We start from the raw sequence: 26,453 nt of genomic DNA on the forward strand, positions 1-26,453 counted from the left end.
GGTATACAAAAAAAGCCCTTATCAATTAAGATAAGGGCTGTGTATTTTTAGTAAGGAAACCTTAACCGTTCAAGGCTGCAGCGCCACTCACAATCTCAGTAAGCTCTGTGGTAATCGCTGCCTGACGTGCCTGATTGTAAGAAAGTTTTAAGGCTTTCAATAAATCACCGGCATTTTCAGTCGCTTTATCCATAGAAGTCATACGTGCGCCATGCTCTGAAGCATGAGAGTCAAGGACTGCTTTATATAACTGAATTTTGATAGATTTAGGAATCAGCTGCTCTACAATCTCTTCCTGAGCGGGCTCAAGGATGTAGTCGATCTTCGAACGTTTCTCGTCTTTTAATACTTCAGGTTTAGGCAAAGGCAACAATTGTTCTGTAGTCAGGATTTGCACCGCTGCATTTTTGAACTTGTTATAAACCATTTCCACCCTGTCGAACTCACCTTTTTCAAAGCCTGCCATAATGGAGTCTGTGATTTTGGTAACGTTCTCAAAAGTAAGTGAAGCATATACCTCGTTATTGTTTCCAATGACGTTATAGTTACGTTTCTCATAGAAATCCTGAGACTTCTTACCGATAGCAACGATGCTCACATTACCATTTTTGTACTGCTCGCTGTATTTTTCGGCAATCAGGTTGTTGGTTGCTTTGATGACGTTCATGTTGAACGCACCAGCAAGACCACGGTTAGAAGAAACCACTACAATTAACACTTTATTAGGCTCACGCTCCTGAATGAAAGGGGAGGAAGATCCTTCTAAGTTAGCAGAAAGGTTTCCAAGGATCTCTTTCAGCTTTGTAGCATAAGGACGTAACTGTATAATTGCATTCGTAGCACGCTTCAACTTCGCAGCCGAAACCATTTTCATGGCCTTGGTGATCTGCTGTGTTGACTGCACAGAGGCGATACGAATTCTTACTTCTTTTAAATTTGCCATTCTTTTCTATTATTCAGTCAAGAGTAATTTTTAGTATTTAGCGGAAAGCTCTTTTGCTACAGTTTCCAATACTCCTGTAATTGTATCATCAAATTTTCCAGCTTTCAGTGCAGCCAAAGTATCCGCGTGACGCAATTCCAATTGCTGTAAAAATTCAGTTTCAAACTCTTTCACTTTATTTACAGGAACTGAACGCATTAAGTTTTTAGTACCGATATAGATAATCGCTACTTGCTTCTCCACAGTCATCGGAGAGAACTGTCCTTGTTTCAGGATCTCCACGTTACGTGAACCTTTGTCAAGAACAGATTTCGTAGCTGCATCAAGGTCAGAACCGAATTTAGAGAAAGCCTCTAACTCACGGTATTGTGCCTGATCTAACTTCAGCGTACCCGCAACTTTTTTCATGGATTTGATCTGCGCGTTACCACCTACACGTGATACCGAGATACCAACGTTGATCGCAGGACGGATACCAGAGTTAAACAAGTTGGTTTCCAGGAAGATCTGTCCGTCGGTAATCGAAATTACGTTCGTAGGGATATAAGCAGAAACGTCACCTGCCTGAGTTTCGATAATCGGAAGGGCTGTTAACGAACCACCACCTTTTACAATTCCTTTTAAAGATTCAGGAAGATCATTCATTGCCTGGGCAATCTCATCGTTTGAATTGATCTTTGCAGCACGCTCTAACAAACGGCTGTGAAGATAAAACACGTCACCTGGATAAGCCTCACGACCCGGTGGACGACGAAGTAACAGAGATACCTCACGGTAAGCAACAGCCTGCTTAGACAAATCATCATAAACAATCAGGGCTGGCCTTCCTGTATCACGGAAGAACTCACCAATCGCAGCACCAGAGAACGGCGCGTAGAACTGAAGTGGCGCCGGCTCAGCAGCAGAAGCAGCAACAACAACCGTGTATGGCATTGCACCGTTTTCTTCTAATGTACGAACGATATTCGCCACTGTACTTGCTTTCTGACCACAAGCTACATATATACAGAATACAGGCTGCCCTGCTTCATAAAATTCTTTCTGGTTGATGATGGTATCGATACAAACCGCAGTTTTACCAATCTGACGGTCACCAATTACCAGCTCACGCTGACCACGACCGATTGGTATCATACCATCAATCGCTTTGATACCAGTCTGCAAAGGCTCAGTAACCGGCTGACGATAGATTACACCCGGTGCTTTACGCTCGATAGGCATCTCGTACGTCTGACCAATAATTGGTCCCTTACCGTCGATAGGCTCGCCAAGGGTGTTTACCACACGACCCAGCATACCTTCACCAACTTTGATAGAGGCGATCTTCTTAGTACGTTTAATCGTATCACCTTCTTTGATTGTATCGGAAGGGCCCAAAAGAACCACACCAACGTTATCCTCTTCAAGGTTTAAAACAATACCTTGCAGGCCGTTTTCAAATTCAACTAACTCTCCAGATTGAACTTTAGTTAAACCATATACACGGGCAATACCATCACCCACCTGCAGTACGGTACCAACTTCTTCAAGTTCTGCTTCTGACTTAAAGCCCGCCAATTGTTGCCTGATAATTGCCGATACTTCGTCTGGTCTTACCTCTACCATAATTTTATATTATTTCTTTTGTAAATCAGTATGTTATCTATATGTCGCCCGGACTAAACAATCCCCTGGGCAAATTCTTTTTTAAGTTTGTTCAAGCCATTGGCAATGCTGGCATCAAATTGCTTGTCGCCAACCTTTAAAATAAAACCGCCAATCAGTTTCTCATTTACCTTCTCTTTAATGATCACCTCATTAGCTTGTACTTCCTTCTTCACCAAAGCTACGATTTCCGCACGGCTAGCCTCTGTAAGTTCAATTGCAGAAGTGACATAAGCAGTCACAATTCCCTTGATCACATTATATTGTTGGATGAAGGCTTTTGCTGTTCCAAAAATGATCTCCGAACGCCCTTTTTTAACAATCAGTTTCAGGAATGTTTTAGTGACCTCATGAACATGTGTCCCAAAAACATTAATCAGTATACTCTCCTTTTTATCCAGGGGAACAATAGGATTATTGAGAAGTGCTTCCAGCTCGGAGCTATCATCAATCACCTGGTCTACAAGAACCATGTCCTTTTTGATATCTTCCAAAGCGTTCTGCTCCTGAGCAAGGTCTATTAAAGACTTGGCGTATCTCGATGCTGCTTTATTTTCTAACATTTTTATCTAATTTGGCTAAGCGAAGGAATCAATTAATTTAATTCAACGTCTTTTAATAGATTCGTTACTAAGTCCTGCTGAGTAGCTTTGTCCTGCAGCTGGTTACGTAAAACACGCTCAGCAATATCAAGGGAAAGAGACGAAACTTGATTTTTCAATTCTGACAAAGCAGCTTTCTTTTGATTTTCAATCTCAATTTTAGCTTTTTCAATCAGCTTAGCACCTTCATTGTGTGCCTGGGTCTTAGCCTCATTGACAATATTGTCTTTAAGTGCTTTTGCTTCTTTCAGGATCAGGTCACGCTCAGCACGCGCTTCTTTCAACAGCTCCTCATTCTGACTGGTCAGACGTGCCATTTCTGTCTTAGCAAGTTCAGCTTTATTTAAAGCGTCTTCGATGCTTTGCTCACGCTCCTGAATGGCAGCAAGTATCGGTTTCCATGCAAACTTCTTAAGTAATATTAATAAGCAGACAAACGCGATTGATGTCCAAAAAACTAATCCTATGCTAGGGGTTACTAATTCCATTATATGATACTTTTAAACTTGTTTTCTATATTAAAGCAGGTACCCGGCCAATCGCCGGGTACCTGCTTAAAATTTTCAGTTTGAATTATGCAGGATTGTTTCCTAATAATGCAACTACCACACCGAATAAAGCAGCACCCTCGATAAGGGCAGCAGCGATAATCATTGCAGTCTGAATTTTTGATGCAGCCTCTGGTTGACGAGCAATACCTTCCATTGCTTTACCACCAACTTGACCGATACCGATACCGGCACCAATTACTGCTAAACCGGCACCTATTGCCGCGATTGAACCTACCATAACTAATTTAATTTATATAATTTGTAAAAAATGGTTTGCTAACTATTAATGGTGTTCCTCTACTGCCATACCGATAAATAAAGCGGTAAGCAACGTGAAGATGAACGCCTGTAAAAATGCAACCAACAGTTCCAGCACATCCATGAACAAAACGAATGCGATAGATACAGGTGCGATTGCAAGGGTTTTAAAAATAAAAATCAGGGAAATCAAACTCAGCACAATGATGTGACCCGCAGTAATGTTCGCAAACAAACGAATCATCAACGCGAAAGGTTTTGAGATGATACCAATTACCTCCACAACAACCATCAATGGCCACAACCAGAATGGTACGTTAGGAAGAAAAATATGTTTCCAGTAATGTTTGTTACCGTTGATGTTCACGACGATCATCGTAAACAACGACAACACAAACGTCAATGCGATGTTACCTGTTACGTTGGCACCCCCCGGGAAAATCGGAATGAGGCCGAGGATATTATTGATCCAGATGAAAAAGAAAACAGTCAGCAGGTAAGGCATGAACTTCGCATATTTATGACCAATGTTCGGACGGGCGATGTCATCTCTTACGAAAATGATGATCGGCTCTACAAAAGACTGCAGTCCTTTAGGGGCTTTACCTACCCTTTTGCGGTAAGCAGCAGCTACTGAAACAAAAACGATAAGGATGACGGCAATCGCTACAAACATGGCAGCAACATTCTTGGTGATTGAGAAATCAAGCACGGCAGCAGAAGCAGCCTCGTCAACATTTCCATCAGCACCTACAACCTTGATTTTATCTTCAACAAGACGGTAGTTGTTTACCCCCTGATAGTCATGCTCACCATGATGAAAATGACCTGAAGAAAAAACTTCGAGACCTCCGTTAGGAGTATATACAATTACCGGAAGAGGAAGGGAAGTATGTCCCCACAGATGCCACATATGTGAATCGGCAATATGCTCCATAATCACTTTTGTTGGCTCGAATTTTTCTTCGCCATGTGCGGCGGCATGCCCTTCGGCACCTTCAGCATGAACTTCAGTTGCAGAAACCGCAGTATCCGCTGAAACAACAAGGCTATCGGTCTGCCCGTAAGCATCTGACCTGAGAGAGAAAAACGCTAAAAAAAGCGCAAAAACAACAATTAACCTATTCACTTTAAATTCAAAAACGTGGCTACAATCCATTTAGTCGCAGATTTTTACTATTTATTTTGGTGGCGCAAGTTAAGTAACAAAGAGTATATTTCAAAGAAGCTGAACAATAAATATAAAGAAAAAAAATTCAGCACTAAAAGCAAGCCCTTTTCTTTAGCGTTCAGGCTGTAAATCAGCACAAAAGCCAGTGAAAACATGACTTTGATCACGATTGATCCCATAATGGCCATTATACCCGTTTCAGGATTGCGTTTCATCCCAAAATCAGCGAGTGCATAGGCGATATACGTGATCCCTGCGAGAAAGCCAAACATCACCCAGAAACGGGGGATGAACAATACCACATCAGGAAACAGGTAAGGTAGGAAAACCACTATCGCAGCCAGCAGAAAACTGTACAATAAATAGTAAAGGGTAAAACGCGCTAAACTCAATTTGGTATATTTTTCTGCAAAAGTATATAATAAGTATTGCTTTATACAATTACTACTTTGTTTTATTGAGTTGTCGCACAACCTGATATAAGGAAAGCACCACTCCCAGCAGACTGAACAATGCAGTAAAAAGCGGCTGCCCGGGACCTCGACTGGCATCGATCTTATATCCGATAAAAGCGAATATACCTATAGTGACCAGCATCTGTACGCTGATTGCCGTATATTTGGCAAAATCATTTAAGCTCTTTTTTTTTCCTTCAGGATCCTTCATAAACTGAGATGCTGCAAATAAAACTTATTTTGTTAAGAAGTTATTCACGAATAAAATACTTTTGTATATATTTTGTAGTTAATTAAACTAAAAACCAATCTGCACTTTTTGAAAAATTACGCAATCGACATCCTAAAGGTAATACTATTTATCTTTTGCACGAGCATCCTTTACGCTTGCAGTACACACAAGGATACCGGCGGAAGCAGAGCGATACAAAACCTCACTTCCCGGTATAACTATATATATAATGCCAATGTGATCCTGACGACCCACCAGCAGGAACTCAGGGATACCTACGCCGACAATTACGAGGAGATCTTACCAGTATATACCAACCCGGACAAATACGATATTTATAACATACAGGCTGAGGCCGGAATCCCGGCAATGGATGACGTCATCAAAAAGGCCCAGGTGATCATTCTCGAAAAAAGCTATGGGAACTACATAGACGAGGCCTACCTGCTGCTTGGTAAAGCCAACTTCTTTAAAAAGAACTATTTTAATGCTGTTGAGTACTTTGGCTACGTGACCAAAAACTACGACAGTCTCAGGAACAGTTACCTTCAGGGTATGGACTGGAAAGCCAGAAGCCTGATGCAACTGGGCAAATACAGCGAAGCTGCCGGTGTTCTGGATACGCTGCAGGATTCTGTAAATGTGGCGACGAGGCACATTGCAGAACCTTTGGCCACCATTGCGCAGATGTACATCTACCAACGCAACTACAAGGAGGCCGCCAACACGCTTCAGGCGGCTATTGCGTCCGGCCCTGAACAGCAGGAGAAGATACGATGGACCTATATTCTAGCACAGCTTTCAGAGATCGAACAGCAATATACCACAGCCCTGCAGCATTACCGCAGGGTCGAAAAGAGCAATGCTCCTTTTGAATTGTACTTCAACGCCAACCTCAACCGCATCAAACTGAATGCTTTCCTGAGTGGGGAAAAAGTAAATAAACAGGCACAATTGCTGGCATTGCTGAAAGACGATAAAAACCTGGACTATCACGACCAGGTATATTACCAGATTGCAGAGTCGTATGCAAGGGATGAACAGTTTAATGACGCCCTTAAGTACTACAACCTGTCTGTCAGGAACAGTACCAGTAACAACTATCAGAAAGGGCTCTCCTATCTAAAAGTTGCCGACCTCCACTTTAAAGAACTCCGGAATTACCGGGCAGCAAAGTTATATTACGACAGTGCCGTGCTCACCCTACCGAAAACCTACCCTGGTTATGGGCTTATTGTTAAGAAAAACCAGAACCTGGAATACCTGACCGACAGGTACGAAATCATTACTGTCCAGGACACCCTGCAGGCACTTGCCAGGCTGCCGGAAGCAGAAAGACTTACCAGGATTGATGCCATGTTAAACCCTAAAGTCAACAGTACTTCAATCCCAGACCAGAACATTAATACGCCATTGTTTGATAACAACACCAACCCTTCTTCGAGGACAGGAAATACATCAGGGGCCTTTTACTTCGCAAATACCAGCGCAGTGGACATGGGCTTCTCTGATTTCAAGAAGAAATGGGGAAACAGAAAACTGGAGGACAACTGGCGTCAGAGCATCAGGACCTCAGCGCAGGCCACTACAGATGAGATCAAAAAAAATGAATCCGGCAACGCTGGAATCAACCCTGATAGCGTACTTGCGGGCATCACCGATAAAGATCAGAAAATCCGGAACTTCAAAGACTCCATCCCTTTGACACCTGTACAACTGGCAAAGTCCAACCAGCAGATCATCGATGCCTACTACCAGATTGCCAACTTCTACCTGCAGGAATTAAATGATTATAAGGAAGCGGAAACGGTATACCAGCTCCTGTTAGAGCGCTTTCCGGACAACAATCACCTCGCTGCCATCTATTACAGCATGTTCCTGCTGAATAAAACCAGCAACCCGGAAAAGTCAGATTTGTACAGAAATAAGGTACTGAAGGAGTTTCCAACCTCTACTTATGCCAAGACCATACTTGATCCTTCCTTCTCTCTGAGGCAATCGGAGCTGGAGACCGCTATTAATGCACAATACAATACCATCTTTGGTCAATATGAGCAGAAGGATTTTAGTGGGGTAATACAGCGTGTAGACGAGGTGCTAAACCGTAACCCGGAAAACTACCTGGCACCTCAGCTTGCTTACCTGAAATCTATCGCCATCGGCAGAACAAGTCACGTGGACAGCCTGATTAATTCATTTGAATTGCTGAAAAGCGGGTTTCCAAACGACCAGCTCATTGTCCCATTGGTAAATGACCACCTGACATACATCCGTCAGCACCTTGAGGAATTCAGAAAGAGACCAGTGGCCCTGATCGACTTCGACCCATCCGAACCAAGGTTCTTCAAACAGCAGCCACTGGCGAGCGTATCCAAAAAACCACAAACACAGATACCTCCTGTCGTTACACCAAAACCCATTGCACCAGAAGCAACGGTTGTCGCACCAGTAACCGTGACGCCTAAACCAGAGACGCCTGTAATGGTCACAAAACCTGAGCCTGCAAAGGTGCAGACGATTTTCAGCACCGCCGCATCGGGTACTTATTATTTTGTTGTGCATGTTGCTGACGCCAGTGTCAGTCTCAGTTCGTCCCGCTTTGGCATCGGCCAATTTAACCGTGGAAACTACGCAGGAAGCAATCTGCGTCATCAAATAACGGAATTTGACAATGATCAGCTTATATTTGTCGGAAACTTTGGTACTTTAGACGATGTAAAAGAATATTCGTCTGGCATCACACCACAGTTAAGACAGATCATGAAAGTCCCTGCAAACCTGTACGACAGCTTTATCATCAGTAAGGAAAACTTTGAGAAGCTGACCAGCAGGGACCTGATGAACAAATACCTTGAATTCTATAAAAACAACAATTAAACAATGAGGAAGCCACTTTCGCAAGAAGACATTAGAAAGTACAATTTTAGACTTTGGAAGATATTGATCGGGGGGATAGTAGTATTTGCACTTTTCATCGTTTCCGTGGGATTTGGTTTATTCGGCACTTTGCCATCATTCAGAGATATTGAGCATCCTAAAAGTAACCAGGCATCAGAAGTTGTCACTGAAGATGGTAAAATCCTGGGCACTTATTTTGTACAGAACCGGTCGAACGTCACCTACAATGAGATCTCGCCCAACGTGATCAATGCCTTGATTGCTACTGAAGATGTTCGTTTTAAGGAACACTCAGGGATAGATTTCAAGCGCACATTCACCATTTTCCTATATGCGCTGATCGGCAAAAAACAAGGAGGAAGTACCATCACGCAGCAGCTTGCCCTGAACCTTTTCTCAGAAGAAGGACGTCAGAAAAACTTTGCCAAGCGTCTTCTTCAGAAATTCCAGGAATGGGTGATTGCCGTAAAGCTGGAGCGTAACTACACTAAAGAAGAGATCATCGTGATGTACCTGAACACCGTAGACTTCGGGAACCAGGCATATGGGATCAAGTCGGCAGCAAGGGTTTATTTCAACACCACTCCTTCCAGGTTAACCGTACCTCAGGCGGCCACATTGGTGGGTATCCTAAAGGGGATTACCCGTTATTCACCTACGCGTAACCCCGAGCGCTCCCTGGCACGCAGGAATACCATCATGGGCCTGATGGTAAAAAATGATTACCTGACAGAACAGGATTTCCAAACCAACAGGGAAAAACCACTTGCACTTCATTTTAGCGCAGCGACAGTAAATGATGGTATCGCCCCCTATTTCCGTGCGGTACTTAAAAACGACATCAAAAGGATCTTCCAGGAACGCTCCATCCTCAAAGCAGATGGCACACCTTACGATCTGGACAGAGACGGGCTCCGCATCACGACTTCCATCAATTACGACATGCAGGTTTATGCGGAAGAGGCGCAAAAGGAATACATGAAAATCCTTCAGGCTTCCTTCAACAAAAGCTGGAAAGGCAGAAACCCCTTTAAAGGAAAAGAGATGCAGATTGATCAGGGTATGAGAAGATCAGACCGGTACAAATCATTGCAGCTGGAGGGGAAGTCAGACGAAGAGATCAAACAGGATTTCAATACACCGACGCGACTGAGCATTTTTACCTGGAAAGGCAATATCGATACGCTGATGAAACCGATTGATTCGGTTAAATATTATAAAATGCTGCTGAGAAATGCAATGATGGCCATGGATCCAAGAACCGGACAAGTGCGCGCATGGGTGGGTGGCATCAACTACGAGCATTTTAAATACGACCAGGTAAAAATGGGAACAAGGCAGGTAGGCTCCACAGCAAAACCTTTTACTTATGCTGTGGCCATAGAGAACGGGTACTCCCCTTGTTACAGCGTATTAAACGAACCCGTAACGATCGAAGTACCTGGCAGTCAGCCATGGACACCGAGATCATCAGGTACGGTACCTGGATACCTCACCCTGCAGAAAGCTCTGGCATTGTCGCAAAACTACATTGCAGCTTACCTGATGAAACAGGTAGGCCCTACAGCAGTGGCCACACTTGCAAAGAAAATGGGCATCACCTCGGAAGTTCCGGCCTACCCTTCTATTGCCCTTGGGTCTTTTGATGCCTCGGTCTACGACATGGTGGGTGCGTACAGTGTTTTTGCCAACAAAGGCGTGTGGAACAAGCCCACTTATATCATGAGCATCACGGATAAAAATGGAGTGGTCCTGTACAGTGAAAAACCAATTCCGGTACCAGTGATGAATGAGGAGGTGGCTTATGTGATGACCAGGATGCTGCGCGGTGTAGTAACCAGCGGAACGGGATGGCGACTGGGGAGCAGGTATGGTGTAAATGGGCCTATCGGTGGTAAAACAGGAACAACAAACGCGAACTCTGATGGATGGTTTATGGCCATCACTCCAGAGCTTGTCGCTGGTGTATGGACGGGATGTGAAGACCGTGCTTTCCACTTTACGAGTACTGCTGGTGGTGACGGAGCGACGACAGCACTTCCGGTATATGCAGGTTTCATGAAACGGGTATATGCAAGCTCAAAACTAAACATGAGCAAGGCCGACTTTGAACCACCTAAAAACGGTGTATCCATCACATTCGACTGCAATCAATACCAACAACAGGATTCACTGAACACAGAACTGGATGAGAAATTAGGCTTCTAATCCGTTTAAACGTTAAGATTCATGAGTGCTTTTGACTATAAAAAGGTTTTGGCGGATATCCCCCACAAACCCGGTGTCTACCAATACTGGGATGTGGAAGATACGCTCATTTATATCGGAAAGGCCAAAGACCTTAGAAACCGTGTGGGCTCTTATTTTATTCAGGACAGACAGCTGAATGGAAAAACAAGGGTGCTGGTTTCGAAGATCAGAAAGATCACATTCACGATTGTAGATACGGAGATCGATGCCTGGCTATTGGAGAACAGCCTGATCAAAAAACATCAGCCGCGTTACAACATCATGCTCAAAGATGATAAGACCTATCCATGGATCATCATTAAAAAAGAACCTTTTCCCCGGGTATACTGGACGCGAAACCGGGTGAAGGACGGCTCGACCTATTTTGGTCCTTATGCTTCAGTAGGAATGATGCACACCATCCTGGACCTGATCAAGGAAACCTATACCCTGCGCACCTGTAACCTCCCGCTGACACAGAAAAACATTACCGACGGAAAATTTAAGGTCTGCCTCGAATACCAGATCGGCAACTGCAAAGGCCCCTGCCAGGCTTACCAGTCGGAGCCTGACTATGATAAAAACATTGAGGAAATCAAGGAGATCCTGAACGGTAAGATCAGCAATGTCATCAAGGATGTTAAGCAGGTCATCAGGGATGCTGCCGCAGAACTCAACTTCGAGTATGCACACCAATACCAGAAGAAACTGCTCGTCCTGGAAAAATATCAGAGTAAATCCACCGTAGTCAGCAGCGCCATTACTAACATTGATGTGGTCAGCATTGCTTCAGATGAGCGCTATGCCTTTGTCAATTATTTAAAGGTGATGAACGGCAGCATCATTCAAACTCAGACGATAGAAATCAAAAAACGTCTTGACGAAACTGACGAAGAGCTGCTGACCCTGGCAATCACAGAATTCCGTACAAAATTCAACAGTACCTCCAAGGAGGTCATCGTTCCTTTTGATATTGTTTTAGAAGACAGCAACCTTCGTTTTACGGTTCCCAAACTCGGCGAAAAGAAAAAGCTCCTGGAACTCTCTCAGAAGAACGTGCTCTTCTTTAAAAAAGAAAAACTCAATCAATATGAAAAGCTCAACCCGGACCTGCGTACCGAACGGATCTTAGGCCAGTTGCAGAAGGATCTGGGAATGGCAAAATTGCCAGTGCACATTGAGTGTTTTGATAACTCCAACTTTCAGGGAAAATATCCGGTATCCGCAATTGTAGTTTTCAAAGATGCCAAACCTTCAAAAAAAGACTACCGGCACTTCAACGTTAAAACCGTGGAAGGCCCTAACGATTTCGCAACTATGGAGGAGGCTGTTTTCAGGCGGTACAAGCGCATGTTAGAGGAAGAGGATACACTACCTCAACTTATCATTATTGATGGCGGCAAAGGGCAGCTATCCTCCGCTATGAGCTCTTTAAAAAAGCTGGGCCTTGCCAATAAGGTTATGGTGGTAGGAATTGCCAAACGTCTGGAGGAATTATTCTTCCCGAACGACCCCTATCCATTATACCTGGATAAAAAGTCTGAGAGCCTCAAGCTCATTCAGCAGCTGCGCGATGAGGCACACCGCTTCGGCATTACCTTCCATCGGAAAAAACGCGATCAGGGAACACTTAAAACAGAATTGGAACAGATTGAAGGCATCGGAAAAACTACAGCAGACAAATTACTGAGACAATTTAAATCAGTAAAGAAGATCAAAGCGGCAACAGAACCGGAACTGCAGACTGTCCTGAACAAAGCGCAGGTAAAAACCTTACTTGAGTATTTCGAGAAAAACCCATAATGTCATAGAGGCAATCTAAACAGCCAGTAAAAAATATGGAGGTTGATAAGGTATACCCCGCCCTTTAAGGCACATTCAGCAGGCTTTTCTATTGCTTTTATATATCCATATACCTTACACGGGATATCTGAACACCTTGTGAGTACCTTGTCAACCCCTTGTGAATAGCGAACAAAACCCGAACAACTGGCGAACATATCACGGAAAATACAAAATACAAAAGCCCCGGCATCTGCCAGGGCTCTAAATATATCATCAGGACTTAATACTCCCAAAGACTTTGCTCAAAGTCTGCAATGGTTTTTTTGATACGTTCAGATTCGTACAGTTTCCTGGGATCTTTTTTGTCTGTCTGACCAAGAATATCAACGATGTTCTTATTTGCAGGATTGGTTTCCTTAACGATGTTACTCGAGAACAAACGTCTTACGAAGAAATCATCAAAAGTCAATACCGACGCATCATTTGAAGGATTGACAATTCTCTTTTTAGAGAGCAGTTCCCTTGCCTGATCGTAATAAATCCAGAACACCGGCTGCCAGTTTCCTTCCACCTCCTTCATTGGCGCAATACCAATGATCCTCGGTTCAAAAACAGAGCGTTTGGAATCCAGGATCCAGTCTTCCTTAATCCGGTACTTCATATACTCATCCGGTCTGAAGCGCTTTAAGGTAGGCTCAGCAATCTGTCCTGTGGTAGGATCTGCTTCCCCTTCTGTAAGTCCTCTTGCCCCAGCCAAAGCCTGCTCAGGGGTCAGAAGGATTTTGAAAGAATCGTTATCTTCCAGAAGTTTACCAGCCACTGTATCTTTAGGAGAAAAGGCATCCAGCTCACCTGCGCCAACAGCCTCCATCAATACGTCAATCAGTTTTGCATTTTCAGCTCTCAATACTGAATTGATGGTGTCACGAAGATCAATTTCTCTCCAGATGCGTTTCGAATAAAACACATCCTCTTCCCTCACATCCGCATACGGAACCATAATGGCGCTGTCTACATCCACCCGTGCCGTAAAACCATCCTTTGGAGGAGTTTTGATCTTGGCCTTTTTCACCGGTACCTTAACCGCAGTATCCTGCGCAAAAGCACTTACACTCAACAACAGTATTACTGCAATGCCTAAAACCTTTTTCATAATTATCTTATTTTGCACTAAATGTAATGCCATCCAATACCTTCTGACGTCCATCAGGGCCTTCACAAACAATGTCCTTGAACAATACTGTCGCTCCTGGCTTGATCGAATTCAGGGCACCTTTCACTTGTCCGCTGAAGCTACCACCACTGTTCTGAATAGTCACCGCATCAGAGCGTGGGTTGATAAACGTAGCAGAGAAGCGCACTACTCTGTATTTTACATCAAAAACAAAATCTTCCAGCTGTGTATCCATTACACCCGCACTGGCAAGCGCTTCCACATCAATATTTCCACCTGACTTACCTTTTACCATCGCTTTTGGTGTCGGCAAAGCCTTCACACGGAAACGTTGTGCACCAAGATTTATTGTTTTCCCTGCATTGGTAGCGGATACATTGATGCTCAGCTCTTTGCCGACCTGAGTTCCGGGAACATTTACGGTATATTTTCCGTTAGATCCTGAGATTGAACCTCCATCAATGGTAGCTCTTACACTCTCCATAGGGAAACCCGCAGCAGAAACAGAGAATGGGTTTGGAATACCTGCATAAATTACGTTCATCTTATCCGGAGACACCGTGGCAGATGGTTTTGCAACCTGATAAGTCTGCTCAGCTGTAGGGTAGGTTTTCACCGTACCATCTGTTTGTTTCACCGAAATCACCGCTTTCCACTTGAACACACCAACGCTGTTTGTACCGCCTGTATAGGTACCTTTTCCTTCTCTTACCGCCAATGAACTACCATTTACGGTAATGTTAGGGTTAGACTTGGAATCGCTGGCGGTCAGGAATACCTGCGCAGTATAGGGTTGCCCCTGGATTACATAAGAAGAAGGTGCCACGGCAACTGCATCAAATTGATCCAGGTTCACCAGCGACTTATCCATGTTTCCAAATAATTTTTTAACGATCTCCGCCTCGGCATTTTTGGTGTCCGACTGTAGTTTGGTCAGGATGGTATTCGCAGCAGTCAGCGGCGTTCCTTCACCAAAGTTAATGTCTTCCCATTTTTTATTGCCATTGATAGATTTCGTCGCATCCTTGGCTTCCAGCGTAAAAGTAATGCCTTCACGATCCTGAGGCTCAAGCAAAGCAATCAGCTTCTCCCTGGTTTCGTTGATCTTTGCTTTTAACTTCTCCCCTTCTTTCTGGTTGATCATAATGCCCTGGGCAATGTCCAGGTTAGAGCGCTCTACCAGGTCGCCGGTTTCGGGGTCAATGCCGTTACCAGCAGTGCTGAACTGATCTTTCAGCTTCTGGATGTAGTTGGTGAGGTCGTCAGCATATCCTTTCGCCTGATTGGCTTTAGCCCAGATTGGCTGGGCCCTTGCTGGTTCATCTTTTAGTTTTGTATTTTCAAATGCTGCAAACAACTGTTCAATGCTGGTATTCACATTCGTCTTTGACGTCAGCAAACTATCATTGATGTTTTTGAAAGCATTCAGTATCGTATCCGATACGTTTAAGGCGAGCATAGCGAGCAATACCAAATACATGATATTGATCATCTTCTGCCTTGCTGTTTCTTTTCCTCCGGCCATTATTAGTTAGGTCTTTGTGTTTAAATGATAACTAATTCAGGATTATACGCGTGGCTGGTTCATGGCAGATAACATATTGCCATAAATCGCATTTAACGAAGATAGGTTTTTGGCCAGTTTGCCAACTTCTTCCTTAAACTGTTTAGAATCTTCCATCGACTCATTGAAGTTGTTCATCGTCAGGGAAAGGTTCTGATAGAACTTATTCATGGATTTAAGGTGGGCACTTGAATCCTGAAGTTCCAGCTCGTAAACTGCATTCAGGGCACCGAGGTTTTTGGCAAGTGCGTTCACCTGCTCATGGTACGCTTTAGAAGCATCGTTGCTTTGTCCCATTTCAGAAAGCTGTGCTGTAGCCGATGCAAAAGCACCGCTTAAAGCATCAAAGCTCGCAGAAGTTGTTTTTAATTTACCAGCAAATTCTGCAGTGGCCATAGAAGCATCAGCAACGTTAGAGATTGCCGCCACTTTGTCGCCGAAAGTCCTTAATCCGGTACCAAGGCTCTCGATCAGTTCAGGACCAACTTTCGCATCTGAAAGCATTTTATCCAATGCTGCAGTAGAAGAAAATCCTCCTGATGCCTGGGCTACGGGTCTCGCAGAAGCCTTTGGAAGCTCCCCGTTAAAGTCTTCGCTCAATTCAGGATATACTCTTTCCCATTTCGGATCTGGTGCCGGCGGAAAAAATCCTGTCAGCGCAAAGAGAAAGGCCTCTACGCCAAGTCCGGCTCCAATCATGTAGTTGCCCCATACCCCACCTAAGTGAAGGATTTTGAACAGTGCTCCTATAATTACCACACTCGCACCAAGCGAAATCGCCAGGTGCAGCTTATCAATTTTTACTTTTGCTGCCATTTTGTTGTAGGGATGAAGGGGGTTGTTTTTATGTTTTTTTTTTAGTTACTATAACGGATATCGGAACCAGGATATGCCGAGATACACCTGAAACCAATGTAAGATCTGGATTCATCCTGATACTCATAAGTACCTACGGAATTCTGAAGGAAAAAGCCGATGTCCTTCCAGGAACCGCCTCTTACGACCTTACGTTTTTTGTATTTGCTTTCCCCAGGTCTGTAGACCGAGGTGAAGTTAGGGTTAAAGTCTAGGAGTAACGGTGCGGCCGACTGGTTGTAGGAAGTGACCGTCCATTCAGAAACGTTACCGGCCATGTTATACAGACCGTAGTCATTTGGAAAATAAGAACGGACATTGACGGTGTACAGGCCCCCGTCATCGGAGTAGTTACCGCGTCCTACCTTAAAGTTTGCCTGCATACATCCTTTGGTGTTCCTGACATAGGGACCTCCCCATGGATATTTAGTTTTCACATTGCCACCCCTGGCTGCATATTCAAACTGCGCATCACTCGGAAGCTGATATTCAGGCCTTGCATTGATGGGTTGTTTTCTTGACGCGGCCACCGACTCATAAAATCGGGTACGCCATACACAGAAAGCAGTTGCCTGTTCCCATGAAACACCAACCACAGGATAGTCATCATAGGAAGGGTGATTGAAATAGGTCTTGACCATTGGATCATTCTGTGAATATGAATAATCTACTTTCCATACCAGTGTATCCGGATAAACATGTACGGATGGGAACTGATTTGGGTTATTAGGATCAGGAAGATCAGTATAGGTAACGATGAAATCAGATCTCTTCTTCGTAGGATCCTTTCGGCCTTCCGCTTCCAGATCTATGCTTTTGTAACTGTAGGCGTACCTTAATTTCCGGACATCGATTTCTTTGCGTCCAGGGATGGCATCTGCACCGCTATAGTACATATCCCCAAGCTTAGATCCAAAACCTCCGTTTTTATTGCTCCACAGTAGTGAGCCATTGCCTACTTTTTTCCAGTTGATGTTTCTTTCTGATGGAAGTCCGGCACCCGCATTTGCTGGTGCGGGCATATAGAAGTTGGGCGCTGCACTTGGCCCCAGGGTGGTCACCGCCACGGAATCCCTCACCCAATTGACAAATTGCCTGTACTCTGCGTTGGAGATCTCCGTCTGGTCCATAAAAAAGGCGCTGAAGGAGGTCATTCTGCTCGGTGCAGTCTGGGTATTGTTGATATCTTCATCAGACATACCAATGAGCGTTCGCCCGGGAGGCACGTATACCATGCCTAACGGAACCCTGTTGTTCTTGAATTTCTTATTGTAAACACCTACCAGCTCTCCCTGTCCTCCTTTTCCACAACTCGCTAATAGTGCAATTGCAATAAATCCAAAAAAGTATATGTTTCTCATAATTATGTCAGGCAATTTTATAGCAATTTTATCGAATATGATTCATATATGCAATTATTAAAAGGAAAAAATGCGCTGTACTGTAATAATGAACAAACTTTTCCGTTCAGACCCGTTCACGACGCTGCCGCGGGAAATATTTATTTCGAATAAATCAATAAAAACAAAAAAGGAGAAACCCCTCTGGGCCTCTCCTTTAAATAAAGCGAAACTTGCTTGTTTATTTGTTTGATTTCTTAATGTAGTTTTCGATGGCCATAATCATTGATGGCGCTTCAGGTGATGGCGCAGCGATGTCAACAATCAGCCCGGCATCTTTAACCGCCTTATGGGTGTTCACACCGAAGGCCGCAATGCGGGTATTGTTCTGCTTAAAGTCTGGGAAATTGGTGAATAACGACTGGATACTTGAGGGGCTGAAAAATCCGATGATGTCATAAAACACCTCCGCAAGATCCGACAGATCAGATACTACCGTCCGGAAAAGTACTGCCGGCGTAAAGTCATAGCCATTTTTCTGCAGAAAGTTCATGGTGTCCTCTGTAGCCACATCTGAACAAGGATAAAGAAACTTCTCCGATGCATGTTTCTTCAATACCTCAGCAAGATCGGCGGCAGTTTGCTTTCCAAAGAAAATCTTACGCTTCCTGTACTGAATGTACTTCTGCAGGTACAGAGCTGTAGATTCCGAAATACAAAAATATTTCAGCTCCGCAGGAACATCATGTCTCATTTCTTCACAAATACGAAAGAAATGATCTACAGCATTCCTGCTGGTAAATACTACCGCAGTAAAATCACCTAAGTTAATTTTGTCTTTTCTAAAGTCTCTGGCAGGAACACCCTCAACATGAATAAATGATCTAAAATCAATTTTCAGGTTGTACTTCTTTGCCAAATCAAAATAAGGAGACTTCTCTGTTTCAGGTTTTGGCAGGGTGATCAATATACTTTTCACCTTGCGTAGCCTATCTTCTGTCTTTTCTTGCATTTTACCTAATTACCGCTTTAAAATCCTATTGCCTTGATTAATATTAATATAGGGCAAATTTCGAGGGCACAAAAGTACAAAAATAAATACACTTTAGAAAATCGATAATGCGATAAAATATTAATTCCGGCACGGATAAATTGAAAAACAAAAATGACTGCAAGTAGTATAAAGGACACTGCAACATAGTAAGGCCCATACTTTAAAGGAGATAAGGCAAAAGCAATAACCAGCGGCATAAACAGCAGTGACAGGTTAAAATAACTCAAATATAATATGGAAACATATTCGTTAACGGCCTTCTGCACATTGAAAAGATAACCCAGTACTCTCAAAATGATAATTTTCAGCGCATATAAAATCACCACGAGTATCGAAATACTTACATAAAACTGAAAGCCGCTGCTGGAAAAAGTGATGTTATAATACTGGGATGTGAGGTAAAAAAACATCCCAAGGGTAAATCCAAACTGAATAAACAGCAGTAAAAAAGGCCATGAGGTAAACAAATTATCTTCTTTATTGAGGTTATTCAGTACGCGGTTACTAAAGAAAGCCTGTATGATACTCTGCAATTGTTTGGCAAACGTAAATCTCAGCGCAGAGAACACCATCAGCAGAACAGCAATTACCGCGAGAATCCAAAGCTCGCCCTTCGGCAGTGGCGTTCCCTTACGATAGGGTGTGTTTTTCCTCAGCTCTCCAAAGTCCTTGTACCGCTCATAAAGACCCGAGCGCCCAACGGTGTTTGCTTTCAGGATGCTGTCGATGAGGAGGTGTTTACTGATAAGGGAGTCTGGTGCAGCCCAGGTATGTGTGATGATTGAGTCTGTGACTTTCCGCTGAATAGCCAGATTAGCGTAGTAGGCTGAATCCCGCAGCATCCTCCGGTATACGGGCTTTTGCGGCGTCAGACTATCGCTCTGAGCAACAGGTAGCACCTGCCCCCTGGACTCCTGAAGACCTGCAGCCAACGTAAAGAGAAACACTACGACAATGCGAATGAGATTCATTGCCGCAAATTTAGGTTATTATATGGGATATTAAAGCTGACAACAATCACAGCGTGAATAATATTTCAGAAAGATTCGCGAGGGCATTGATCAACAGTTATAAACGTGCTTATACACAGTTCACGACAAGCCCGCAAACGACGGCGGAAATCCCACCACTACAAATCCTATAAAGTATAAAACTCCTTAGCGTTCAACCCGTAAAAAGCGGCCTGCTCGCTCTTGCTGAATTTCCCGAAATAATCCGTCGCCACCTGCAGCTGCGCCTCGTATGAGGAAGCTGCAAGCAAAAATACCGGCCAGTCCGAACCGTACATGATCCTGCCCGTCCCGAAATGCGAAACCACCACGTCCAGATAAGGCTCAAAGTCTTCATTTTTCCAAGTGTGCCAGGATGCCTCTGTCACCATGCCAGAAACTTTGCACCATACATTTTCATGTTCGGCAACTGCAGCAATATCGGTCTTCCAGCGTTCCAGTCCGCCATTTTTAATGTCTGGTTTTGCCATATGGTCGATCACGAACTTCTGATCCGGAAAAGCGCCAACAAAGGCTGCAATAAACTGAAGCTGATCTGCCAGCACCAGAACCTCATACACAAAATCATGGTCACGAAGCTGCCCTATCCCACGCATAAAATCAGGACGCAACATCATGTCACGCTGTGGCTCCGCCTGAAGTCCGTGCCGGAAGCCTTTCAGTAAGGGAAACTGCCGGTAGTAACGGAGTTTGTCAGCAAGCTCTTCAGATTGGAAGTCGAGCCAGCCGACCACCCCTTTTATGAAATTATTTTCAGATGCGGCTGCCAGCAGAAAGACATTCTCTGCTTCCGACTGGTCCGCCTGCACGGTAATACATCCGTCAAAATCGTTGGCTTTCAGCAATCCTTCAAGATGAGCAGGCAGGAAATCTTGTTGCAGCACCTGCATATCCGATGTAATCCAGCGGTCTCTTTCTGCATCATATTTCCAGAAATGCTGGTGACTATCTATTCTCATTATGTGATCAGGTTTATAAATGGATGATAAATATAAGCTATTGACATCTCATTTGCCGTATCTTTGCAGGAATGGCCGGCATTTATATACACATTCCCTTCTGCAAAAAAGCATGCACCTATTGCGACTTCCATTTCAGCACTTCTATGAAGTATGTGGAAGAGATGACTGATGCCATCTGCAAAGAATTGGTTCAGAAGAAATCACGCGCCACGGACCAGATAGGAAGCATTTATTTCGGCGGAGGCACACCCTCGGTACTTCCAGACCATGCACTGGCAAAAATTTTTGACACGCTAACCAGGCATTATTCCATTTCTTCGGATGCGGAAATTACGATTGAGGCCAACCCTGATGACCTGAATGCACAAAAGATCAGGGCGCTGAAACAGCTCCCCGTCAACAGGTTCAGCATTGGTATACAATCTTTCTTTGAAGAAGACCTGCGCTGGATGAACCGCGCCCACAATGTACAGGAAGCTGAAGAATGCATCAAACGAAGTCAGGATGCAGGTTTTGAAAATCTGACCATAGACCTGATTTACGGCTATCCTTTGCTCACAGATCAGAAGTGGCTGAGCAACATCAATAAGGCCATTGAGTTCCAGACACCTCACATCTCAGCTTACTCACTCACCGTCGAGCCACGCACCGCACTGGCCAGCGCCATAAAACGAGGGAAGCAAACTCCAGTGAACGATGAGCAAAGTGCGGATCAGTTTCTGACATTGATAGATAAACTCAGCTCTGCCGGATTTCAACATTACGAAATCTCTAATTTTAGTCAGCCGGGTAAATATGCCGTCCACAACACCAACTATTGGAGGGGCGTCTCCTACATTGGCATCGGCCCCTCGGCGCATGGCTTTGACGGCCACACCCGCTACCTGAATGTCGCCAACAATGCCCTTTATCTTAGGGACATGGACCAGGGAAAATTACCCGAAACTATAGAACAGCTGGACATTTACGACCGGTTCAACGAGTACATCATGACCTCGTTGCGGACCATGTGGGGAACAGACCTGGATCAGGTTATGCGCAACTTCGGATCAGAATTCCATAAAGATACCTTAAAACACATCAAGCCTTTCGTTGAAAAAAAGTGGCTTTCACAGCAGGACAATCAACTGACATTAACAACAGATGGAAAATTATTTGCAGATCACATTGCCTCCGAACTCTTTCTGATTCCCGAGGACCATCAGCAGTAACATCGACAATCAAGTAAAACATGAAGAATAAAGTCATATGGATCACGGGCGCATCCTCAGGAATCGGAGAAGCTTTAGCTTATGCGCTAAGCCAGATGGATGCCAGGCTCATCCTTTCGGCACGCAACCGGGACGAGCTCTACCGCGTTAAAAGTGGTTGTAAAAATAAAATCAACACCCACATCTTATCCCTCGATCTGGAGCGGGGTACCACCCTGGATCAGAAAGCAGAAGAAGCACTCCGTATTTTCGGACATATAGACCTGCTGATCAACTGTGCCGGTGTTACACAGCGGTCGCTCGCATTGGAAACATCTAACACAGTAGAACAAAAACTGATGAACGTCAACTTCTGGGGCAGCGTACTGTTAAGTAAGGCGGTACTGCCGGCTATGATTGCCAGAGGAGAAGGACATATTGTTTGCGTCAGCAGCCTCCTGGGTAAATTCGGAACAAAATGGAGGTCCGGATACGCCGCAGCAAAACATGCACTGCATGGTTATTTTGATGGTTTGCGACTGGAGGTCTATGACAAGAACATCTTCATCACTATCGCCTGCCCAGGTTTCATCAAAACTAATATTACGTTAAATGCGTTAACAGCAGACGGCAGTCCGCAGCAAACAATGGATAGCGCCCAGGAACAAGGAATGGCTCCCGAACTATGTGCACAGCACATCATCAAAGCCATCCTACAGCAAAAAGAAGAAGTATATATTGGCGGCAAAGAAATTAAAGGCGTCTGGTTTAAACGGTTCTTTCCACTGCGGTTTTCGAAATACCTGAGAACAGCAAAGGTCAATTAACCCGGCGTTCAGCCTTAACTTTAAATTTATGAATTTTATCGTACAACTCCTGCTCAATGCCGGCATCATCTTAGGCATGACCTACATCATGCGCAGCATAAAGGTTAAAAATTTCAGCACTGCAATCCTTGTGGCTCTGGTGGTGGGGCTGCTGAATGCGACCATCGGATGGATCATCAGGTTTCCATTAAACGTAGTCACACTGGGTTTACTCTCTTTTGCAGTACACATTGTTGTTACCGCAATCATGATTAAAGTTGCAGATTTGTTCTTTAGTGGCTTTGAGATCAAAGGGTTCACCCCGGCCATACTCATTGCACTCGTCATGGGCGTCCTTGGCGCAATGGTGTCCTACTTTTAACCGCGCCTACTTCATTACACCGATCCTGTTGCCTTTCCAATCCGGAAAAAGGACCTGATCATTGTGGATATTGAGGTGGCGGTCTGCCACCTCACTGAAAACAGCTCTGAAGTCTGTGGTTACGGCGAGGTCACGTCCATCTTCAAGGTTGTCCACTGCAAGAGGCTGTACCTGTCCGTGTACCTTCCCTCCTGTCGCCCCGCGACTCAGGATAAAGTTACAGGATGCACGACCATGATCGGTACCACCGGTACCATTTTCCTTTACCGTCCGCCCAAATTCAGTCATGGTCATCACCGTCACATCGTCCTGGAGTGTACCCATATCCGTCCAGAATGCCATAATGCTCTCACTCAGGTCATTCACGTTTCTCGCAAAAATACCGGTATCGCGGCCCTGATTGAAATGAGTATCCCAGCCGCCGGATTCGGCGAAAGCCACCTCCATACCTACATTCATCTTGATCAGCTGGGCGATTTGCTTCAGGGAGTTTCCCAACGTCGATTTCGGATATACAGCACCGTCCACAGGCTTGTAATTTTTTACATCTGTTTTCTGCAGCATCTTAATTGCTTCGAAACTCTCGCGGCCAGCACCTTTTAACAAGTCTGAGGAGGTCTGGTCATACAGGTCCTCGAAACTTTTCGCAGCAACATTCGCAGCATTGGCATTCCCACGCATCCTGATGTTAAAATCCTGCAGGTTGCTGATGGCTACTGCAGCTTCATCTCCATAAAAAGACCTTGGCAAGGAGGACGTAAGGCTTACCCCCTGAAAGGGAGTGGCACCATCGTGGCCCAGAAGGCCCACTGCACGGTTGAGCCAGCCGCTCTCCGTATTTTTCTGGAAAGGCGTTCCAGACTCCATATAGTCCTGGGCATCAAAATGGGACCGCGTTTGGTTTGGAGAACCCAGACCATGCACAATCGCCAGCTGACCTTCCCGGAAAACCCGTTCAAAAGCAGCCATGGAAGGGTGTAAACCAAAACGGCCGTCAAGATCAATCAATGGTTTTTCCTTCGTACCCTTAGCTGCAGACATGAACAGGTTCGGCCGTGCTTCTTTGAGGTACTGATCGGTAAAGGGTGTGACTGCCATCAACCCGTCCATGGCACCACGCTGAAAGATACATACCAGAATTTTCTTTCTTTTGAAAAGCCCGGGCGCTGTTGTCGCTGCCACGGCATCTGCAAGAAATCCGGGGATTCCCCCCAGCCCTATCCCAAATAATGCCAGTCCCCCGGCTTTGATAAACCCCCTTCTTGATGTTGTCATAACTGTCGAGATTTAATAAATATTTTTATGCCATCATTTACGTTGAAATTCCGGGGAGCCAATAATTACACCCACCACCTGTGCCAGCATATCCTGCTGACCTGCCCCTGCCTTCGCGACTGTCCTGGTATCACGTTTCGCCAAAATCACAGACTCAGCGGCATGGGCCACCTTAGTACTAAGGGAGGGATCATTTAACATAGGCTTCAACCGTCCTGTGGTTGCCATAACATCACGCTCAGGCAACATCAGCTTACTATAAGTCAGCAATGCTGCTTCTGCACTTTCAGGCTCATGGTGACCGTTGAGTGCCGCCAGGTCGACCCGCACCCCGGGGATACGCTGTGCGGCAAGAGCAAGCCCAAAGTTCATCCTGTTTAGTAAGGCACCTGTATTGATCCAATACTGGCCCCTATCCGGAAATCCCGTCGGTGCCTGGAAATAATAGATTTTTTGCCCCATCTTGCTGATCCAGGTAAACAGCTGATAGGGCTGCCTGACCTGAGCATCAAGGCTTCGCACAGCGCTGATGGCCAATTCAAAAGGAGATTTGGTTTTCTCCCGCAATGCGTCCGGCGACCAGAATTCCGGGGCGGAGACCATCGTAATCATCACCTCGCTGATATCGCCTTCAGTTTTTATAAATGTTGCTGCCATCTTATCTATCAGTTGCTGGGCAGGATGATCATTTACAAATCTGACAGCAAGCTTTTTGGAGATGAATACCGCTGTGGATGGATGATGCGCCAGCATCTGCAGCAGGGCTACACCTTCCTGATACCCTCCGCCGGAAGAGAAGTGATGTCCCAGCACTTCCTTTTCTGCATTGTCATGCCTGCCGGGAACAAAAAGAAAATCCCCTTCTCTGACATAACCTTTTTTCTCCATCGCCTCCGGATCCAGCTTAGCCAGCAATTTCTTTGTGCCGCTACCATAACCTCCCTCACCCATAGGCGCGATGGTCCAACCCGTCAGGACTCTCGCCGCCTCCGTTACATCACGCTGTGTATAACCTCCATCCACACCAAGTGTATGAAGCTCCATCACCTCCCTGGCATAGTTTTCATTTAAACCGCCCTTGCCAGGCCGCTTCTGTCCTGAAACTCCCCCCTGCTTAGCCGAAGTTACCGGCTGCCCGCTGCTCCTGAAATTATCCAGATAAATCAGCATCGCCGGTGACTTCGCGGTACTCATCAGCAAGGTTTCAAAATCTCCTGTTACATTGGGCCTGATGACATCGCGCTCATATGCCGGTACAAATGAAGCACACTGATTCTTAGTGAGTGACACATTGAAATGATTAAACCAGAAATCCGTCATCAGTTCTCTCAATTGATTTTCTGTATAAGTAGCTCTCAGGATCTTCTGAGAGATAAACTGCCGGTATAATTCCTGACTGGGCTTCAACCCTTTTTGTTTCATGTAAGCCTGAAGTTGGTCGCGGTATGCCTTATTGTCCACCTTATTGACGGAGTTCCGATCAATTGCCCCTTCCCTCATGGCCATTCGAAGTGTCCTCGCGTTTCCAGGAAATTGATTCTCCACTTCTGTATTGCTTAGGTTGATGTCCTTCAGCTTTTGCAGCATGAGGTCTAAGGAATCGTCCTTAAGTTGGCCGTCCAGTTGCTGCAGGAACCATTTCTCCAGTCCCAATTTCACCACAGCATCCACATCGTCCTGCCGGCCGCCATAAGTAAACCGGCTAAGCAAGTGGGCTGCCGCCTGCCGCGTACTCAGTCCCTGTTTCCGGTAAGGGAAGGAAAATTTTGTCACAGACATTCCCGCTACGTGCTCATTTACTACTGAAAATTGGGACTTGGTGAGCAGGACAGGTGAAAGACCGTGCGGTTGCTGACGGTCCTCACGAAAAGACGTAAACAGCATGGCACCCACAAAGAGTACCACAAAACTAATCATCACTTTAAACGGATTTTTCATAAGCTTAAAGATGGGTTCAAGTCTTTCTGACAATTACAACGTCAAAAGGATTAATAGCGTACACAAAACATGTGCTTGAAAAGAAACCTATCCTTTGTCAGAAAAAATCCATATTTATATCCATGCTAATTATCA

The 26,453-nt window shown here is 44.9% G+C and carries 23 protein-coding genes; 6 read left to right on the top strand and 17 right to left on the bottom strand.

Features of this window, described 5'->3' with window-relative positions; translation table 11 throughout:
- Positions 1-61 precede the first annotated feature (61 nt).
- From atpG to PBAL39_RS06835, 8 genes are all read right to left on the bottom strand, one after another.
- The gene (atpG, locus tag PBAL39_RS06800) at positions 62-943 is read right to left on the bottom strand and encodes an ATP synthase F1 subunit gamma (RefSeq protein WP_008239716.1); all 882 of its coding nucleotides are present in this window, start codon (positions 941-943) and stop codon (positions 62-64) included.
- Between the two features lie 30 nt (positions 944-973).
- The gene (atpA, locus tag PBAL39_RS06805; protein WP_008239717.1) at positions 974-2,548 is read right to left on the bottom strand and encodes a F0F1 ATP synthase subunit alpha; all 1,575 of its coding nucleotides are present in this window, start codon (positions 2,546-2,548) and stop codon (positions 974-976) included.
- A gap of 53 nt (positions 2,549-2,601) precedes the next feature.
- Positions 2,602-3,150 (bottom strand): ATP synthase F1 subunit delta, encoded by a 549-nt coding sequence (gene atpH, locus PBAL39_RS06810; RefSeq protein WP_008239719.1) that lies wholly within the window; start codon positions 3,148-3,150, stop codon positions 2,602-2,604.
- A 32-nt stretch (positions 3,151-3,182) separates the two neighbouring features.
- Positions 3,183-3,677, bottom strand: a complete 495-nt coding sequence (locus tag PBAL39_RS06815) for a F0F1 ATP synthase subunit B (protein WP_008239721.1) — start codon at positions 3,675-3,677, stop codon at positions 3,183-3,185.
- An 85-nt stretch (positions 3,678-3,762) separates the two neighbouring features.
- Positions 3,763-3,978: an ATP synthase F0 subunit C gene (atpE, locus tag PBAL39_RS06820; RefSeq protein WP_008239723.1), complete on the bottom strand. Its 216-nt coding sequence runs from the start codon at positions 3,976-3,978 to the stop codon at positions 3,763-3,765.
- A gap of 45 nt (positions 3,979-4,023) precedes the next feature.
- Positions 4,024-5,157, bottom strand: a complete 1,134-nt coding sequence (atpB, locus tag PBAL39_RS06825) for a F0F1 ATP synthase subunit A (RefSeq protein ID WP_008239724.1) — start codon at positions 5,155-5,157, stop codon at positions 4,024-4,026.
- Between the two features lie 17 nt (positions 5,158-5,174).
- The gene (locus PBAL39_RS06830; protein WP_039866210.1) at positions 5,175-5,561 is read right to left on the bottom strand and encodes a hypothetical protein; all 387 of its coding nucleotides are present in this window, start codon (positions 5,559-5,561) and stop codon (positions 5,175-5,177) included.
- A gap of 52 nt (positions 5,562-5,613) precedes the next feature.
- Entirely contained in the window at positions 5,614-5,835 is a 222-nt protein-coding gene (locus tag PBAL39_RS06835; protein WP_008239728.1) for an AtpZ/AtpI family protein, read from the bottom strand.
- Between the two features lie 108 nt (positions 5,836-5,943).
- On the opposite strand from PBAL39_RS06835, the gene PBAL39_RS06840 reads away from it, so the two are divergent.
- Genes PBAL39_RS06840 through uvrC form a run of 3 tightly spaced genes read left to right on the top strand, consistent with a single transcriptional unit; the run spans position 5,944 to position 12,786 of the window.
- Positions 5,944-8,733, top strand: coding sequence for a tetratricopeptide repeat protein (locus tag PBAL39_RS06840; RefSeq protein ID WP_008239729.1), 2,790 nt, complete (start codon positions 5,944-5,946; stop codon positions 8,731-8,733).
- Between the two features lie 3 nt (positions 8,734-8,736).
- Positions 8,737-10,962 carry a transglycosylase domain-containing protein gene (locus tag PBAL39_RS06845; RefSeq protein WP_008239730.1) on the top strand — a complete coding sequence of 742 codons (2,226 nt, stop codon included), beginning with the start codon at positions 8,737-8,739 and terminating at the stop codon, positions 10,960-10,962.
- 21 nt (positions 10,963-10,983) lie between these two features.
- Positions 10,984-12,786, top strand: coding sequence for an excinuclease ABC subunit UvrC (uvrC, locus tag PBAL39_RS06850; RefSeq protein WP_008239731.1), 1,803 nt, complete (start codon positions 10,984-10,986; stop codon positions 12,784-12,786).
- A 262-nt stretch (positions 12,787-13,048) separates the two neighbouring features.
- On the opposite strand, the gene gldN is transcribed toward uvrC, so the two are convergent.
- The 7 genes from gldN to PBAL39_RS06890 all read right to left on the bottom strand — a co-directional run bounded on the left by gldN (position 13,049) and on the right by PBAL39_RS06890 (position 20,724).
- Positions 13,049-13,921: a gliding motility protein GldN gene (gldN, locus tag PBAL39_RS06860; protein WP_008239738.1), complete on the bottom strand. Its 873-nt coding sequence runs from the start codon at positions 13,919-13,921 to the stop codon at positions 13,049-13,051.
- 7 nt (positions 13,922-13,928) lie between these two features.
- Positions 13,929-15,467 (bottom strand): gliding motility protein GldM, encoded by a 1,539-nt coding sequence (gene gldM / locus PBAL39_RS06865; protein WP_008239740.1) that lies wholly within the window; start codon positions 15,465-15,467, stop codon positions 13,929-13,931.
- A gap of 42 nt (positions 15,468-15,509) precedes the next feature.
- Positions 15,510-16,322 carry a gliding motility protein GldL gene (gene gldL / locus PBAL39_RS06870; protein WP_008239741.1) on the bottom strand — a complete coding sequence of 271 codons (813 nt, stop codon included), beginning with the start codon at positions 16,320-16,322 and terminating at the stop codon, positions 15,510-15,512.
- Positions 16,323-16,363: 41 nt separating this feature from the next.
- Entirely contained in the window at positions 16,364-17,722 is a 1,359-nt protein-coding gene (locus PBAL39_RS06875; RefSeq protein ID WP_008239742.1) for a gliding motility-associated lipoprotein, read from the bottom strand.
- A gap of 220 nt (positions 17,723-17,942) precedes the next feature.
- A complete protein-coding gene (locus tag PBAL39_RS06880) occupies positions 17,943-18,713 on the bottom strand; it encodes a uroporphyrinogen-III synthase (protein WP_008239743.1) in 771 nt (256 codons plus the stop codon).
- Between the two features lie 17 nt (positions 18,714-18,730).
- Positions 18,731-19,726: a DUF4271 domain-containing protein gene (locus tag PBAL39_RS06885; RefSeq protein ID WP_008239744.1), complete on the bottom strand. Its 996-nt coding sequence runs from the start codon at positions 19,724-19,726 to the stop codon at positions 18,731-18,733.
- A gap of 167 nt (positions 19,727-19,893) precedes the next feature.
- The gene (locus PBAL39_RS06890) at positions 19,894-20,724 is read right to left on the bottom strand and encodes an amidohydrolase (RefSeq protein WP_008239745.1); all 831 of its coding nucleotides are present in this window, start codon (positions 20,722-20,724) and stop codon (positions 19,894-19,896) included.
- A 71-nt stretch (positions 20,725-20,795) separates the two neighbouring features.
- Here PBAL39_RS06890 and hemW point away from each other — a divergent pair, with 71 nt between their 5' ends.
- From hemW to PBAL39_RS06905, 3 genes are read left to right on the top strand one after another with little or no spacing between them, the layout of a single operon-like run.
- Entirely contained in the window at positions 20,796-21,938 is a 1,143-nt protein-coding gene (gene hemW, locus PBAL39_RS06895; protein ID WP_083801717.1) for a radical SAM family heme chaperone HemW, read from the top strand.
- A 20-nt stretch (positions 21,939-21,958) separates the two neighbouring features.
- Positions 21,959-22,744 (top strand): SDR family oxidoreductase, encoded by a 786-nt coding sequence (locus PBAL39_RS06900; protein ID WP_008239748.1) that lies wholly within the window; start codon positions 21,959-21,961, stop codon positions 22,742-22,744.
- 28 nt (positions 22,745-22,772) lie between these two features.
- Positions 22,773-23,105 carry a phage holin family protein gene (locus PBAL39_RS06905; protein WP_008239750.1) on the top strand — a complete coding sequence of 111 codons (333 nt, stop codon included), beginning with the start codon at positions 22,773-22,775 and terminating at the stop codon, positions 23,103-23,105.
- Positions 23,106-23,111: 6 nt separating this feature from the next.
- Here PBAL39_RS06905 and PBAL39_RS06910 read toward each other — a convergent pair whose 3' ends face one another.
- Entirely contained in the window at positions 23,112-24,380 is a 1,269-nt protein-coding gene (locus PBAL39_RS06910) for a DUF1501 domain-containing protein (RefSeq protein WP_008239751.1), read from the bottom strand.
- Positions 24,381-24,413: 33 nt separating this feature from the next.
- Positions 24,414-26,318: a DUF1800 domain-containing protein gene (locus PBAL39_RS06915; protein ID WP_008239752.1), complete on the bottom strand. Its 1,905-nt coding sequence runs from the start codon at positions 26,316-26,318 to the stop codon at positions 24,414-24,416.
- Between the last annotated feature and the right edge of the window lie 135 nt (positions 26,319-26,453).

The sequence above is a fragment of the Pedobacter sp. BAL39 genome (assembly GCF_000170795.1).
Classification (GTDB): domain Bacteria; phylum Bacteroidota; class Bacteroidia; order Sphingobacteriales; family Sphingobacteriaceae; genus Pedobacter.